Genomic DNA, 15,636 nt, shown 5'->3' on the forward strand with positions numbered 1-15,636 from the left:
CGCCGTGCCCCACCCCGGCCCCGGCCGGAGCGGGCGCATAGCCGACAGCCGTCGCATCCAAGGGAGCCCCTTCATGGCCTCGTCGCCGACGTCCCCTTCCGCCGACAGCCGGACCCGTGCGTCCGCGCTCCGTCAGGCACTCGCCACCCGTGTGGTGGTCGCCGACGGAGCCATGGGCACCATGCTCCAGGCCCAGGAACCCACGCTCGACGACTTCCAGCAGCTCGAGGGCTGCAACGAGATCCTCAATCTCACCCGGCCCGACATCGTGCGCTCCGTGCACGAGGAGTACTTCGCGGTGGGCGTCGACTGCGTCGAGACCAACACCTTCGGCGCCAACCACTCCGCCCTCGGCGAGTACGACATCGCCGAGCGCGTCCACGAACTCTCCGAGTCCGGCGCCCGCGTCGCCCGCGAGGTCGCCGACGAGTTCACCGCCCGCGACGGCCGCCCCCGCTGGGTCCTGGGCTCCATGGGGCCGGGCACCAAGCTGCCCACCCTCGGCCACGCCCCGTACACCACCCTGCGCGACGCCTATCAGCAGAACGCCGAGGGACTCGTCACCGGTGGCGCCGACGCCCTGCTGATCGAGACCACCCAGGACCTCCTCCAGACCAAGGCCGCCGTCCTCGGCGCCCGGCGGGGCCTGGACGCCCTCGGCATCGACCTGCCGGTCATCGTCTCGGTGACGGTCGAGACCACCGGCACCATGCTGCTCGGTTCCGAGATCGGCGCCGCGCTCACCGCGCTGGAACCCCTCGGCATCGACATGATCGGCCTGAACTGCGCCACCGGCCCCGCCGAGATGAGCGAGCACCTGCGCCACCTCGCCCGCAACGCCCGTATCCCGCTGGCCTGCATGCCCAACGCCGGCCTCCCCGTCCTCGGCAAGGACGGCGCGCACTACCCGCTCACCGCCCCCGAGCTGGCCGACGCCCAGGAGACCTTCGTCCGCGAGTACGGCCTCTCGCTGGTCGGCGGCTGCTGCGGCACCACGCCCGAGCACCTGCGCCAAGTCGTCGAGCGGGTCCGCGACCTCAAGCCCTCCGAGCGGCAGCCGCGGCCCGAGGCGGGCGCCGCCTCGCTCTACCAGTCCGTGCCGTTCCGCCAGGACACCTCCTACCTCGCCATCGGCGAGCGCACCAACGCCAACGGCTCCAAGAAGTTCCGCGAGGCCATGCTCGAGGCCCGCTGGGAGGACTGCGTGGAGCTGGCCCGCGAGCAGATCCGCGAGGGCGCGCACATGCTCGACCTCTGCGTGGACTACGTCGGCCGCGACGGCGTCACCGACATGGCCGAACTCGCCGGCCGCCTCGCCACCGCCTCCACCCTGCCGATCGTGCTCGACTCCACCGAGGTCGACGTCATCCAGGCCGGCCTGGAGAAGCTCGGCGGCCGCGCGGTGATCAACTCGGTGAACTACGAGGACGGCGACGGCCCCGACTCCCGCTTCGCCAAGGTCACCCGGCTCGCCCGCGAGCACGGCGCCGCCCTGATCGCGCTCACCATCGACGAGGAGGGCCAGGCCCGCACCCCGGAGAAGAAGGTCGAGATCGCCGAACGGCTCATCGACGACCTCACCGGGAACTGGGGCATCCGCGAGGAGGACATCCTCATCGACACCCTGACCTTCACCATCTGCACCGGTCAGGAGGAGTCCCGCAAGGACGGCATCGCCACCATCGAGGCCATCCGCGAACTCAAGCGGCGCCACCCGGACGTCCAGACCACGCTCGGCCTCTCCAACATCTCCTTCGGCCTCAACCCGGCCGCCCGCATCCTGCTCAACTCCGTCTTCCTCGACGAATGCGTCAAGGCGGGCCTGGACTCGGCCATCGTGCACGCCTCCAAGATCCTGCCCATCGCCCGCTTCAGCGAGGAAGAGGTGCAGACCGCCCTCGACCTCATCCACGACCGCCGCGCCGAGGGCTACGACCCGCTGCAGAAGCTGATGGCGCTCTTCGAGGGCGCCACCGCGAAGTCGCTGCGCGCCGGCAAGGCCGAGGAACTGGCCGCGCTGCCCCTGGAGGAACGCCTCAAGCGCCGCATCATCGACGGCGAGCGCAACGGCCTCGAAGCCGACCTGGACGAGGCACTGACGGACCGCCCCGCCCTCGACATCGTCAACGACACCCTCCTCGACGGCATGAAGACCGTGGGCGAACTCTTCGGCTCCGGCCAGATGCAGCTTCCCTTCGTGCTCCAGTCCGCCGAGGTCATGAAGACGGCGGTCGCGCACCTCGAACCGCACATGGAGAAGTCCGACGCCGAGGGCAAGGGCACGATCGTGCTGGCCACCGTGCGCGGAGACGTCCACGACATCGGCAAGAACCTCGTGGACATCATCCTGTCCAACAACGGCTACAACGTCGTCAACCTCGGCATCAAGCAGCCCGTCTCCGCGATCCTGGACGCCGCCGAGGAGCACCGCGCCGACGTCATCGGCATGTCCGGCCTCCTGGTCAAGTCCACGGTGATCATGAAGGAGAACCTGGAGGAGCTGAACCAGCGCGGCCTGGCCGCCGACTACCCGGTGATCCTGGGCGGCGCCGCCCTCACCCGCGCCTACGTGGAGCAGGACCTCCACGAGGTCTACGAGGGCGAGGTCCGCTACGCCCGTGACGCCTTCGAGGGCCTGCGCCTGATGGACGCCCTCATCGGCGTCAAGCGCGGCCTGCCCGGCGCGCGGCTTCCCGAGCTGAAGCAGCGCCGGGTCCGCGCCACCCCCGTCGCCGACCTCCCCGAGGAGACCCCGCAGGAGGGTCACGTCCGCTCCGACGTGCGCACCGACAACCCGGTGCCCACCCCGCCGTTCTGGGGCACCCGCGTGGTCAAGGGCATCCAGCTCAAGGAGTACGCGTCCTGGCTGGACGAGGGGGCCCTCTTCAAGGGCCAGTGGGGGCTCAAGCAGGCCCGCACCGGCGACGGTCCCTCCTACGAGGAGCTGGCCGAGACCGAGGGCCGCCCCCGGCTGCGCGGCCTGCTCGACCGGCTCCAGACGGAGAACCTGCTGGAGGCCGCCGTCGTCCACGGCTACTTCCCCTGCGTCTCCAAGGACGACGACCTGATCATCCTGGACGAGGACGGCAACGAACGCACCCGCTTCACCTTCCCCCGCCAGCGCCGGGGCCGCCGGCTCTGTCTCGCGGACTACTTCCGCCCGGAGGAGTCCGGCGAGCGGGACGTGGTCGGCCTCCAGGTCGTCACCGTCGGCTCCCGGATCGGCGAGGAGACCGCCAAGCTCTTCGAGGCCAACGCCTACCGCGACTACCTCGAACTGCACGGCCTGTCCGTCCAGTTGGCCGAAGCGCTGGCCGAGTACTGGCACGCCCGCGTCCGCGCCGAACTCGGCTTCGCCGGGGAGGACCCCGCCGGCATCGAGGACATGTTCGCCCTGAAGTACCGGGGCGCCCGCTTCTCCCTCGGCTACGGCGCCTGCCCCAACCTGGAGGACCGCGCCAAGATCGCGGATCTGCTCCGGCCCGAGCGGATCGGCGTCCACCTCTCCGAGGAGTTCCAGCTCCACCCCGAGCAGTCCACCGACGCCATCGTCATCCACCACCCCGAGGCGAAGTACTTCAACGCCCGCTGACCAGCCCGGTCGGCGGACACGCGCACACAACAGGCGCTTCGGGCGCAAGCGACGTATGCTGGTCGGTCCACCGCAGGCCGGTTCCCTTCCCGGGAACCGGCCTGATCGTCCCTCAAGGAGGTGCGCCCGGATGACCAGCACGGTCCCCGCGCCCGGAACCCTTCCCCAAGCTCTCGACTCCGCTCGACCAGGGCAGACCCCTACTGCCGAAGGGTCCGCCCTGCAAGCGGTCCTCCTCGACATGGACGGCACCCTGGTGGACACCGAGGGATTCTGGTGGGACGTCGAGGTCGAGGTCTTCGCCGCCCTCGGGCACACCCTCGACGAGTCCTGGCGGCACGTCGTCGTCGGCGGCCCCATGACCCGCAGCGCCGGCTTCCTCATCGAGGCCACCGGCGCCGCCATCACCCTCGCCGAACTCTCCCTCCTGCTCAACGACGGCTTCGAGGCCCGCATCGGCAGTCACCTCCCGCTGATGCCCGGCGCCGCCCGGCTGCTCGCCGAACTCCACGAGCACAACATCCCGACCGCCCTGGTCTCCGCCTCCCACCGGCGCATCATCGACCGCGTGCTGACCGCGCTCGGCCCGCACCACTTCTCCCTGTCCATCGGTGGCGACGAGGTCTCCCGCACCAAGCCCCACCCCGACCCCTACCTGCTGGCCGCCGCCGGACTCGGCGCCGACCCCGCCCGCTGCGCCGTCATCGAGGACACCGCCACCGGGGTCGCCGCCGCCGAGGCCGCCGGCTGCCACGTGGTCGCCGTGCCCTCCATCGCCCCCATCGTCCCGGCCGAACGGCGCACCGTCGTACCCTCGCTGGAACAGGTCGACCTGTCTTTTCTGCGCGGCCTGATGACACTCACGCACTAGGCGTTCACCCAGCGTGCGAAAACAATGCTGACCAGGGGCGCAATTCCCCGGAGTTGCGCCCCGGCGGAAATTGCCCGCCCGTCGAACCGGTTGAATTCCGGTATCCCGGACCGCAGTTGACACTGTGACGTTCGCCACTCCAGCCGGTCTCGACAACGTCCCCCCGAGTGTGCAGAAAACGGCGCCGAACGCCCCGTCCGCGCGCCCATGTGTCCCGATTGATGGACCGTTGTACGAATCCTGCCCCTGTCGGTTTTTCGGTGCGTCCACACCCGGTTTCACTGCGTGATGAGCCCTCAACTCCAGGGACCTCGAAGCGCCCTGCGGGTGCGGACTAATGTCGACGCGACAACATCGCAGCAACCCCCGTGACCCGCCGCGCCCATCCGAAGCTTGCCGGTTCACGGAACCGAACAGCTCTGGAGAACGTCCAGCATGAACCGCAAGACTCTGGTGCTGCCGGCAGTGGCCGGCCTGCTCACGCCGGTTCTCGCCGCGTGCGGCGGAACCGACAGTGGGGCCAAGAACGGCGACCCCATCGTCGTCGGCACCACGGACCGGTTCACGGCCACGAGCGACGCCCCCGCGCCCCTCGACCCCGCCTACGCCTACGACGTCGGCACCTGGAACATCCTGCGTCAGGCCGTGCAGACGCTGATGACCCAGCCCAAGGGCGAGGGCAGCCCCGTCCCGGAGGCCGCCGAGAGCTGCAGCTTCACCGACACCGGCAACGAGCGCTTCGCCTGCAAGCTGCGCAGCGGCCTGAAGTTCGCCTCCGGCGACCCGGTCACCGCCGCCGATGTGAAGTTCTCCATCGACCGCGCCATCAAGCTCGAGGCCGACAGCGGTGTCGCCGCCCTGCTGAACACCGTCGACACCGTCGAGACCCAGGGCGAGCGCGAGGTCATCTTCCACCTGAAGACGGCCGACGCCACCTTCCCGTTCAAGCTGTCCACCCCGGTCGCGGGCATCGTGAACCCCAAGGACTACGCCAAGGACAAGCTGCGCGACGGCTTCGAGGTCGACGGCTCCGGGCCGTACACCTTCAAGGCGCAGGTCAAGGGCGACGCCATGGTCAGCGCCACGTTCACCAAGAACCCCCTGTACAAGGGCAGTTCCGAGCTGAACAACGACAAGGTGGAGATCCGCTCCTTCGACGGCGCCGACGCGATGGGCGCCGCCCTGGAGCGCGGCGACATCGACGTCATGAGCCGCACCATGTCGCCGAGCCAGATCCAGAAGCTCGACGGCGGTTCCGACGGGCACGCCGACCTCGTCGACATGCCGGGTCTAGAGATCCGCTACCTCGCCTTCAACACCAACGCGCAGACGGTCAAGGACAAGGCCGTCCGCCAGGCCATCGCCCAGGTCGTCAACCGCGGCGAACTGGTCTCCAAGGTCTACGGCACCCAGGCCGAGCCGCTGTACTCCCTGGTGCCCGCCACCCTGACCGGCCACTCCAACTCGTTCTTCAACAAGTACGGCGACCCGAGCGTCGCCAAGGCCAAGCTGCTGCTCGCCAAGGCCGGCGTCACCGCCCCGCTCAAGCTGACGCTGCACTACACCACCGACCACTACGGCTCCGCCACCAAGCAGGAGTTCGAGGTCCTGCAGAAGCAGCTCAACGACAGCGGCCTCTTCGACGTCACCATCCAGGGCCACCCCTGGGCCACCTTCCGCCCCGCGGAGCAGAAAGGCCAGTACGACGTCTACGGCATGGGCTGGTTCCCCGACTTCCCCGACGCCGACAACTTCCTGGCGCCGTTCCTCGACAAGGACAACTTCCTCGGCTCGCCGTACGCCAACAGCACGATCGAGCGGACGCTGATCCCCGAGTCCCGCCGCGAGGCCGACCGCCTCGACGCCGCCAAGAGCCTCACCGAGATCCAGGACACCGTCGCCGAGGACGTCCCCGTGCTGCCGCTGTGGCAGGGCAAGCAGTACGTCGCCGCACGGGACGACATCACGGGCACCTCGTACGCCCTGAACTCCTCGTCCACGCTTCAGCTGTGGGAGCTCGGCCGTGGTGTGAGCGGCTGACGTCTCCCGTACCCGGAGCCGCGACGGCGGCTCCGGGCCACGAACCGACGACAAGGCACTGCTGTGAAGATGAGCACCCAGTGGCCGGTCCTGCCCGTGGTGGCGGGGCTGGCCTGCGGCCTGTTGACCGGCTGCGGCTCCGGGACCGACGATGCCAGGGGCACCGGTCAGGCCATGGTGATGGGGATGTCCGACGACGTCCTGGCGACCGACCCGGCATCGGGCTACGACCCCGGCTCCTGGCTGCTGTTCAACAACGTCTTCCAGTCGCTGCTCAGCTTCCCCAACGGCGGTACCCAGCCCCAGCCCGAACTCGCCAAGTCCTGCGTCTTCGGTGACACCCGGGCCACCCTCTTCCGGTGCGAACTCAAGCCCGGCCTGAAGTTCAGCAACGGCGACTCCCTCACGTCCGAGGACGTCAAGTTCTCCTTCGACCGCCTGCTGAAGATCAACGACCCCGCCGGTCCGGCTGTCATGTTCCCGACGCTGGAGCGGGTCGAGACACCGGACGCCAAGACGGTCGTCTTCCACCTCAACGCCCCCGACGCGACCTTCCCCAGCAAGATCGCCTCCGGTGCCGGCTCCATCGTCGACCACCGCCAGTACGACGCCGGCGCCCTGCGCACCGACAGCAAGGCCGTCGGCTCCGGCCCCTACAAGCTCGACTCCTTCGACAAGGGCCGGGCCGTCTTCTCGGTCAACTCCCACTACCGGGGCACCGCCGACATCCAGAACTCCGGCGTCACCCTCAAGTTCTTCCACGGCGACCAGAAGGCCCTGAAGAAGGCCCTCCTCGGCGGCGACATCGACATCGCCTACCGCGGCCTGAGCGCCACCGACATCACCGACATCGACGCCCAGGAAGGCACCAAGGGCATCGACGTCATCGAGGGCAGCAGCGCCGAGGTCCAGCACCTCGTCTTCAACATGAAGGACCCCGTCGCCGGAAAGCTCGGCGTACGCAAGGCCATCGCTCACCTGCTCGACCGCGACGCCCTCATCCACAACGTCTACCAGGGCACCGCCACCCCGCTGTACTCGATCATCCCGGCCGGCATCATCGGCCACAACACCGCCTTCTTCGACACCTACGGCGCCCGCCCCTCCAGGGCCAAGGCCGCCCAGGCCCTGCGCGCCGACGGCATCACCGGCAAGGTCCGGCTCACCCTGTGGTCCACCCCGGCCCGGTACGGCCCCGCCACCGACGCCGAACTGCGCGCCGTCGCCCAACAGCTCAACGCCAGCGGCCTCTTCGAAGCCGACGTCAAGTCCGTCCCCTTCGGCCAGTACGAGAAGGACATCGCCGCCGGCAAGTACGGCGTCTACGTCAAGGGCTGGGTGCCCGACTACCCGGACGCCGACAACTTCACCGCGCCCTTCTTCGGCAAGGGCAACGTGCTCTCCAACCACTACGACAACAGCCGCCTCACCGGCACCCTGCTCCCGGCCACCGCCGCCCAGAGCGACCGCGCCGCCACCGACAAGGACTTCGCGCAGGTCCAGGACATCGTCGCCGACGAACTGCCCATCCTGCCCGTCTGGCAGGCCAAGCAGTACGCCGTCGTCCGGGACGGCGTCTACGGCCTCGAGTACTGCCTCGACGCCTCCACCGTCTTCCGCTTCTGGGAACTCAGCAAGAGCTGAACCCCGCCGGGGAACACCGAGGGCGCCCTCCCACCGGAAGGGCGCCCCCGAAGTCATGACTACTGCGCGCCCGGCCGCACCAGACCGCTCTCGTACGCGTACACCGCCGCCTGCACCCGGTCCCTCAGGCCCAGCTTCGTCAGCACATGCCCCACATGGGTCTTCACCGTCGTCTCGCTCACGAACAGATCCGCCGCGATCTCCGCGTTCGACAGCCCCCGCGCCACCAGCTTCAGCACCTCCACCTCACGGTCCGTCAGCGTGTGCAGCGTGCTCGGCGCCGGCTCCTCGCCCGACGGCAGATGCGTCGCGTACTTGTCCAGCAGCCGCCGCGTGATGCTCGGCGCCAGCATCGCCTCACCCGCCGCCACCACCCGGATCGCCTGCACCAGCTCGTCCGCCGGAGCGTCCTTCAGCAGGAACCCGCTCGCCCCCGCCCGGAGCGCCTCCACCACGTACTCGTCCAGATCGAACGTCGTCAGCACCAGCACCTTCGCCGGACCGTCCCGCTCCGGACCCGTGATCTGCCGGGTCGCCTCCACCCCGTCCATCCGGGGCATCCGGATGTCCATGAGCACCACATCCGGCTGCAGCGCACGCACCTGATCGAGCGCCTGCAGACCGTCACCGGCCTCACCGACGACCGCCAGATCCGGCTCCGCCTCCAGAATCATCCGGAACCCGGTACGCAACAGCGGCTGGTCATCGACCAGAAGGACGCGGATGGCCACCTGAGAACTCCTTCGCTAGACCGGCCCCATTCTGCCCGCCCCCCGCGCGCCCGACTCCGCCGCCCTCACGGCGAGCGGATAGGGCGGGGGAGTACCCCCGAACTCCGGACACACCGCCTGGTGATCGCACCAGCCGCACAGCTTCGTCGGCCGCGGCCGCCACACCCCCGACTCCGTCGCCTCCCGGATCGCCGCCCACAACGCCAGCAGCTTCCGCTCCACCCGCTCCAGATCCGCCGGCACCGGGTCGTACGTCAGCACATCACCACTGCCGAGATACACCAGCTGCAGCCGGCGCGGCACCACCCGCTTCAGCCGCCACACCACCAGCGCGTAGAACTTCATCTGGAACAGCGCGTCCTCCGCGTACTCCGGGCGCGGCGCCTTCCCCGTCTTGTAGTCGACGATGCGCACCTCACCCGTCGGCGCCACATCCACCCGGTCGATGATCCCGCGCAGCCGCAGCCCCGAATCCAGCTCCGTCTCCACGAACAGCTCACGCTCCGCCGGCTCCAGCCGCGTCGGGTCCTCCAGCGAGAACCAGCGCTCCACCAGCCGCTCCGCCTCACCCAGCCAGCGCGCCAGCCGCTCACCCTCCGGATCACCCTCGAACAGCTCCGCGACCTCCGGCCGGCTCTCCCGCAACCGGTCCCACTGCCCCGGGACCAACGACTTCGCCGCCGGCGCCGTACGCTCCGCGGCCGGCGCGTCGAACAGCCGCTCCAGCACCGCGTGCACCAGCGTGCCCCGCGTCGCCGCCTCACTCGGCTTCTCCGGCAGCCGGTCGATCACCCGGAACCGGTACAGCAACGGACACCGCATGAAATCGCTCGCCCGCGACGGAGACAGCGACGACGGCGCCACAGCGACCCGCACCACACCCTCCGCGCCGCCCTCGCCACCCGAAACGCCCTCGGGGGCACTCTCCACACCGCTGCTCTCCATGACCCAAGACCATACGGCCCGGCACCGACAGCGCCCCAGCCGCACACCTCACGCCCCCTCCACACCAGGGTGCCGGAGCGGACCGCGCCACCCGGGCCGCATACCATCGACCCGAGACCCTTCCGCCCGGCCACGCGCGGAAGACGCTTCGAACGAGGGGACACCGTGGACGTGACCGGCGGGAACGGGCAGCCGCAGCCGGACGAGAACCACCCGGCCGACCACCCCCCAGCGCCTCCGACCCCGAACCCGGAACACGACCCCGAAAGCGAGTCCGAACGCGATCAGGGCCATCCCGGCAAGCCCCGGCCCGACGACACCGCCGACCGCACCGGGCACGAACACCGCTCCCTCGCCCACGCCGGCATCGCCCGCACCGACCCGCCCCCCGAGCGCCCCAGGGAACCCGGCGGCGGCATCCTCATGGGCCGCCCCTTCGGCGTACCCGTCTACGTCGCCCCCAGCTGGTTCCTCGTCGCCGCCCTCATCACCTGGGTCTTCGGCGGCCAGCTCGACCGCGTCCTGCCCGAACTCGGCGCCCTGCGCTACCTCGTCTCCCTCTTCTTCGCGGTCGCCTTCTACGCCTCCGTCCTCGTCCACGAACTCGCGCACACCATCGCCGCCCTCCGCTTCAAACTCCCCGTCCGCCGCATCCAGCTCCAGTTCTTCGGCGGCGTCTCCGAGATCGAGAAGGAAGCCGAGACACCCGGCCGCGAATTCGTCCTCGCCTTCGTCGGGCCCCTGCTCTCCCTCGTCCTCGCCGGACTCTTCTACCTCGCCCTCAAACCCGTCGAACCCGGCACCGTCCCCGGCGTCCTCCTCGCCGGGCTGATGATCTCCAACCTGATCGTCGCCGTCTTCAACCTGCTGCCCGGCCTCCCGCTCGACGGCGGCCGCATGCTCCGCGCCGTCGTCTGGAAGATCACCGGCCGCCCCATGACCGGCACCGTCGCCGCCGCCTGGGTCGGCCGCGCCCTCGCCGTCTCCGTCCTCATCGGACTGCCCCTGCTCAACCAGTCCGGCGCCCTCGGCGGCGACCGGGACGTCAGCGGCATGGACACCGTCACCGACGCCCTGCTCGCCGCGATCCTCGCCGCCATCATCTGGACCGGCGCCGGCAACAGCCTCCGCATGGCCCGGCTGCGCGAACACCTCCCCGACCTCCGCGCCCGCACCCTCACCCGCCGCGCCGTCCCCGTCCAGAGCGACACCCCCCTCTCCGAAGGCCTGCGCCGCGCCAACGCCGCCGGCGCCCGCGCCCTCGTCGTCGTCGACGCCGACGGCACCCCCCTCTCCCTCGTCCGCGAGGCCGCCATCGTCGGCGTCCCCGAACACCGCCGCCCCTGGGTCCCCGTCAGCGAACTCGCCCAGGACCTCACCGACGGCATGCGCGTCTCCGCCGAACTCTCCGGCGAGGAACTCCTGGACACCCTCCGCGCCACCCCCGCGACCGAGTACCTGGTCGTCGAGAACACCGGCGAGATCTACGGCGTCCTCTCGGCGGCCGACGTGGAGCGCGCCTTCGTGAAAGCCATGGCGCGCCCCTCCTAGCGGTACCGGGGAGCGTGGTCGGCGCCCCCCTCTCCTGCCGGTAGGCTGGTCACATGTCCGAACCGACCGGTGCCGCCCGCAGGCGCGGGCCCTTCAAGGTCGGGGACCAGGTTCAGCTGACCGACCCCAAGGGCCGCCACTACACGTTCACGCTCGAAGCCGGGAAGAACTTCCACACCCACAAGGGCTCCTTCCCGCACGACGAACTGATCGGCGCTCCCGAGGGCAGCGTTGTCCGCACCACCGGCAACGTCGCCTACCTCGCGCTGCGCCCCCTGCTCCCCGACTACGTCCTGTCCATGCCCCGCGGCGCCGCCGTGGTCTACCCCAAAGACGCGGGGCAGATCCTGGCCTTCGCCGACATCTTCCCCGGCGCCCGCGTCGTCGAAGCGGGCGTGGGCTCCGGCTCGCTGAGCAGCTTCCTGCTGCGCGCCATCGGCGACCAGGGCATGCTGCACTCCTACGAGCGCCGCGAGGACTTCGCCGAGATCGCCAAGCAGAACGTCGAGCGCTACTTCGGCGGCGAACACCCCGCCTGGCAGCTCACCGTCGGCGACCTCCAGGACAACCTGTCCGACACCGACGTCGACCGCGTCATCCTCGACATGCTCGCCCCCTGGGAATGCCTCGAGGCCGTCTCCAAAGCCCTCGTCCCCGGCGGCATCCTCTGCGCCTACGTCGCCACCACCACCCAGCTCGCCCGGACCGTCGAGTCCATCCGCGAGATCGGCTGCTTCAACGAGCCGACCGCCTGGGAGACGATGATCCGCAACTGGCACATCGAGGGCCTGGCCGTCCGCCCGGACCACCGCATGATCGGCCACACCGGCTTCCTGCTCACCGCACGCCGCCTCGCCGACGGCGTCGAGCCGCCCATGCGCCGCCGCCGCCCCGCCAAGGGCGCCTACGGCGAGGACTACGCCGGCCCCAACGCCGACGGCGGCGCGGGCCGCTGACCCGCACCACCCCGCACCACACCAGGGCGCCGTGCCCCCACCTCCCGCCACGGGAACCAGGGGCACGGCGCCCTCGCGTTCCCCCCTCGCAGACGACATGCGCCAGACACCCCCGCACCCCGCCGAATCCGCACCCGCCCCCGCCGTTCCCACCCACCGTGACGTGTGACACCATGCTGGCCACCCCTTCACCGGCACAGCCCCACAGGAGACCCTCCTAGTGCAGCAATCCGCCGTCCCGGAGCTCGCCCGCACGGACACCCGGCCCATCCACTGGGTCGCCACGGCCACCGCGGTCGCCGGCGTGATCGCACTGTCCTCCCTCGTACAGCCCGGCCCGGCCACCGCGGCCCAGCCGGCCACCACCACCGAGGCCAGGCCCGCCCCCGCGCCCACCGCCACCACCCCCCCCGGCACCACCGGCGTCGCCTTCCCCCTCGACTGCGGCCCCGTCAAAGCCGTCGTCGCCCACAAAGCCGACGGTGACCTCGACGGCGACGGCAGACCCGAGACGGTCGCCGTCGTCCACTGCGACGCCGCCATGGGCACCCCGCCCGACGCCGTCTACGTCCTCACCCGCAACGCCACCGACGGCAGCCCCCGCGTCGTCGCCACCCTCGTCCAGCCCGCCGAGCGCCTCACCGCCACCGACCTCGCCATCCGCGACCGCACCGTGACGACGACCCTGCTCGGCTACTCCACCGACGACATACCCAGCTGCTGCCCCGACGTCAGGAAACCGGCCGCCTGGCACTGGAACGGCCACGCCTTCCTGCGCTCCACCCCGGCCGACACCCGAGGCGTCTGACCCCCCGAACGCACAAGACGCGCGCATGCCACCGCACGCGCGCGTCCTTCACGGGGGTCCGTCCAGGCTCAGTCCGCCCCGGGCCCGAACACCTCGACCTTGTCCGAAACCCGGCGCACATGGATGCACGCCCCCGGACACTCCTTCGCCGAATCCACCACGTCCGTCAGCAGCGGCAGCGGCACCGGCGTCGCCGCCCCCACGGCCTGCAGCAACTCGTCGTCGGCGTCCTTCACATAGGCCAGCCCGTCGATGTCCAGCTCGAACACCTCCGGCGCGTACTGGGCGCAGATCCCGTCACCGGTACACAGGTCCTGGTCGATCCAGACCTCCAGCGCCTCGCCGTCCGGGGCCTCCTGCTGCACGCTCATCTCTCCTGACCTGGATTCGCCGGACCCGTGTGCCCGGCGGCTGTCGAACACCCCGACCCTACCCCCGCCGCCCGCTCTCCCACCGTCTGCGCCCGGGCGGCAGGCGGATCACCCGGAACAAGCGGCTTCCACGTCACGTTCAGTGGGTATCCCCTCCGTGCGAGAGGGAGCGCACCGGGTGACCGACGACACACCTTGACAGTCTTTGTGATCTAGGGGTTTCAATCGACACCCACCCAGGTAGGGTCTGGAAGCGTCCAGCTCCCCTTGGAGGAGGTGAGGACCGTGGCAGCCCACGACGACGACATCAACCGCGGGATCCGCTCGGGACGAGGGTCCGACGACCCCGCCGGGCAGATCGCCTATCTTGAGCAGGAGATCGCCGTCCTGCGCCGCAAGCTCGCCGACTCTCCGCGGCACACGAGGATTCTCGAGGAGCGGATCGTCGAGCTTCAGACCAATCTGGCCGGCGTCTCCGCACAGAACGAGCGGCTGGCCAACACACTCCGCGAAGCCCGCGACCAGATCGTGGCCCTCAAGGAGGAAGTCGACCGGCTCGCCCAGCCGCCCGCCGGCTTCGGAGCCTTCCTGCAGGCCAACGAGGACGGCACCGCCGACATCTTCACCGGCGGCCGCAAGCTCCGCGTCAACGTCAGCCCGAGCGTCGAACTCGACGACCTCAGGCGCGGCCAGGAAGTCATGCTCAACGAAGCGCTCAACGTGGTCGAGGCCATGGAGTACGAGAGCGTCGGCGACATCGTCACCCTCAAGGAGATCCTCGAGGACGGCGAACGCGCCCTGGTACTGGGACACACCGACGAGGAACGCGTGGTCCGGCTCGCCGAACCGCTCCGGGGCATCACCATCCGCCCCGGCGACGCCCTCCTCCTCGAACCCCGCTCCGGCTACGTCTACGAAGTCGTGCCCAAGAGCGAGGTCGAGGAACTCGTCCTCGAAGAAGTCCCCGACATCGGCTACGAACAGATCGGCGGACTCGGCGGCCAGATCGAGGCCATCCGCGACGCCGTCGAACTCCCTTACCTCTACCCCGACCTCTTCAAGGAGCACGAGCTGCGCCCGCCCAAGGGCGTCCTGCTCTACGGCCCGCCCGGATGCGGTAAGACCCTGATCGCCAAGGCCGTCGCCAACTCGCTCGCCAAGAAGGTCGCCGAAGTGACCGGACAGGCCGCGGGCAAGAGCTTCTTCCTCAACATCAAGGGCCCCGAGCTGCTCAACAAGTACGTCGGCGAGACCGAGCGGCAGATCCGCCTCGTCTTCCAGCGTGCCCGTGAGAAGGCCAGCGAGGGCACCCCCGTCATCGTCTTCTTCGACGAGATGGAATCCCTCTTCCGCACCCGCGGCTCCGGCGTCAGCTCCGACGTCGAGAACACCATCGTCCCCCAGCTCCTCGCGGAGATCGACGGTGTCGAGGGCCTCCAGAACGTGGTCGTGATCGGCGCCTCCAACCGCGAGGACATGATCGACCCCGCCATCCTCCGGCCCGGCCGGCTCGACGTGAAGATCAAGATCGAGCGCCCGGACGCCGAAGCCGCCAAGGACATCTTCGGCAAGTACCTCACCGAGCGCCTCCCGCTGCACTCCGACGACCTCGGCGAGCACGGCGGCGACAAGGAGATCACCGTCCAGAGCATGATCCAGACGGCGGTCGAGCAGATGTACGCCGAATCCGAGGAAAACCGCTTCCTGGAAGTCACCTACGCCAACGGAGACAAGGAAGTCCTCTACTTCAAGGACTTCAACTCCGGCGCCATGATCGAGAACATCGTCGGCCGCGCCAAGAAAATGGCGATCAAGGACTTCCTCGACAAGAGCCAGAAGGGCCTCCGCGTCTCCCACCTCCTCCAGGCATGCGTGGACGAGTTCAAGGAGAACGAGGACCTGCCCAACACCACCAACCCCGACGACTGGGCCCGCATCTCCGGAAAGAAGGGCGAACGGATCGTCTACATCCGCACCCTCATCACCGGAAAGCAGGGCGCGGACACCGGACGCTCCATCGACACGGTGGCGAACACCGGTCAGTACCTGTAAAAGGCGGAGCGGCTGCGGATGCCCGCCACGGGCATCCGCAGCCGCTCGCTTTTCAGGCCACGACCGGAGCAGTCA

General features: G+C 69.9%; 11 protein-coding genes. 8 read left to right on the forward strand and 3 right to left on the reverse strand.

Translation table 11 applies throughout. From position 1 onward, the window contains the following. Positions 1-73 precede the first annotated feature (73 nt). The 4 genes from metH to E5082_RS20060 all read left to right on the forward strand — a co-directional run bounded on the left by metH (position 74) and on the right by E5082_RS20060 (position 8,147). On the forward strand, positions 74-3,592 hold the full coding sequence (metH, locus tag E5082_RS20045) for a methionine synthase (RefSeq protein ID WP_135792631.1): 3,519 nt from the start codon (positions 74-76) through the stop codon (positions 3,590-3,592). Between the two features lie 130 nt (positions 3,593-3,722). Beyond that, a complete protein-coding gene (locus tag E5082_RS20050) occupies positions 3,723-4,463 on the forward strand; it encodes an HAD family hydrolase (RefSeq protein WP_135792632.1) in 741 nt (246 codons plus the stop codon). Between the two features lie 435 nt (positions 4,464-4,898). Further along, complete coding sequence (locus E5082_RS20055; RefSeq protein ID WP_135792633.1) at positions 4,899-6,503, forward strand: ABC transporter substrate-binding protein; 1,605 nt, start codon at positions 4,899-4,901, stop codon at positions 6,501-6,503. A 69-nt stretch (positions 6,504-6,572) separates the two neighbouring features. Further along, complete coding sequence (locus E5082_RS20060) at positions 6,573-8,147, forward strand: ABC transporter substrate-binding protein (RefSeq protein WP_229918948.1); 1,575 nt, start codon at positions 6,573-6,575, stop codon at positions 8,145-8,147. A 59-nt stretch (positions 8,148-8,206) separates the two neighbouring features. Here the strand turns inward: E5082_RS20060 and E5082_RS20065 are convergent, their stop codons facing one another. Beyond that, complete coding sequence (locus E5082_RS20065) at positions 8,207-8,878, reverse strand: response regulator (RefSeq protein ID WP_030812688.1); 672 nt, start codon at positions 8,876-8,878, stop codon at positions 8,207-8,209. Between the two features lie 15 nt (positions 8,879-8,893). Next, positions 8,894-9,823, reverse strand: a complete 930-nt coding sequence (locus E5082_RS20070) for a RecB family exonuclease (protein WP_135792635.1) — start codon at positions 9,821-9,823, stop codon at positions 8,894-8,896. A 165-nt stretch (positions 9,824-9,988) separates the two neighbouring features. Between E5082_RS20070 and E5082_RS20075 the strand changes: the two genes are divergently transcribed. The 3 genes from E5082_RS20075 to E5082_RS20085 all read left to right on the forward strand — a co-directional run bounded on the left by E5082_RS20075 (position 9,989) and on the right by E5082_RS20085 (position 13,138). Next, positions 9,989-11,374, forward strand: a complete 1,386-nt coding sequence (locus E5082_RS20075; RefSeq protein WP_135792636.1) for a site-2 protease family protein — start codon at positions 9,989-9,991, stop codon at positions 11,372-11,374. A 53-nt stretch (positions 11,375-11,427) separates the two neighbouring features. Continuing rightward, positions 11,428-12,330, forward strand: coding sequence for a tRNA (adenine-N1)-methyltransferase (locus E5082_RS20080; protein WP_030812697.1), 903 nt, complete (start codon positions 11,428-11,430; stop codon positions 12,328-12,330). Positions 12,331-12,550: 220 nt separating this feature from the next. After that, complete coding sequence (locus tag E5082_RS20085) at positions 12,551-13,138, forward strand: hypothetical protein (RefSeq protein WP_135792637.1); 588 nt, start codon at positions 12,551-12,553, stop codon at positions 13,136-13,138. A gap of 68 nt (positions 13,139-13,206) precedes the next feature. On the opposite strand, the gene E5082_RS20090 is transcribed toward E5082_RS20085, so the two are convergent. Further along, positions 13,207-13,509 carry a ferredoxin gene (locus E5082_RS20090; RefSeq protein ID WP_135792638.1) on the reverse strand — a complete coding sequence of 101 codons (303 nt, stop codon included), beginning with the start codon at positions 13,507-13,509 and terminating at the stop codon, positions 13,207-13,209. Positions 13,510-13,794: 285 nt separating this feature from the next. Between E5082_RS20090 and arc the strand changes: the two genes are divergently transcribed. Continuing rightward, positions 13,795-15,561 carry a proteasome ATPase gene (gene arc / locus E5082_RS20100; protein ID WP_135792640.1) on the forward strand — a complete coding sequence of 589 codons (1,767 nt, stop codon included), beginning with the start codon at positions 13,795-13,797 and terminating at the stop codon, positions 15,559-15,561. Positions 15,562-15,636 lie beyond the last annotated feature (75 nt).

It is taken from the genome of Streptomyces griseoluteus, from assembly GCF_004784465.1.
Taxonomy (GTDB): Bacteria; Actinomycetota; Actinomycetes; order Streptomycetales; family Streptomycetaceae; genus Streptomyces; species Streptomyces griseoluteus.

Excerpts from the sequence above, each read along its gene's own strand:
- metH (WP_135792631.1), top strand. The coding sequence starts at position 74 with ATGGCCTCGTCGCCGACGTCCCCTTCCGCCGACAGCCGGACCCGTGCG.
- E5082_RS20050 (WP_135792632.1), top strand. The coding sequence starts at position 3,723 with ATGACCAGCACGGTCCCCGCGCCCGGAACCCTTCCCCAAGCTCTCGAC.
- E5082_RS20055 (WP_135792633.1), top strand. The coding sequence starts at position 4,899 with ATGAACCGCAAGACTCTGGTGCTGCCGGCAGTGGCCGGCCTGCTCACG.
- E5082_RS20060 (WP_229918948.1), top strand. The coding sequence starts at position 6,573 with ATGAGCACCCAGTGGCCGGTCCTGCCCGTGGTGGCGGGGCTGGCCTGC.
- E5082_RS20070 (WP_135792635.1), bottom strand. The coding sequence starts at position 9,823 with ATGGAGAGCAGCGGTGTGGAGAGTGCCCCCGAGGGCGTTTCGGGTGGC.
- E5082_RS20080 (WP_030812697.1), top strand. The coding sequence starts at position 11,428 with ATGTCCGAACCGACCGGTGCCGCCCGCAGGCGCGGGCCCTTCAAGGTC.
- E5082_RS20090 (WP_135792638.1), bottom strand. The coding sequence starts at position 13,509 with ATGAGCGTGCAGCAGGAGGCCCCGGACGGCGAGGCGCTGGAGGTCTGG.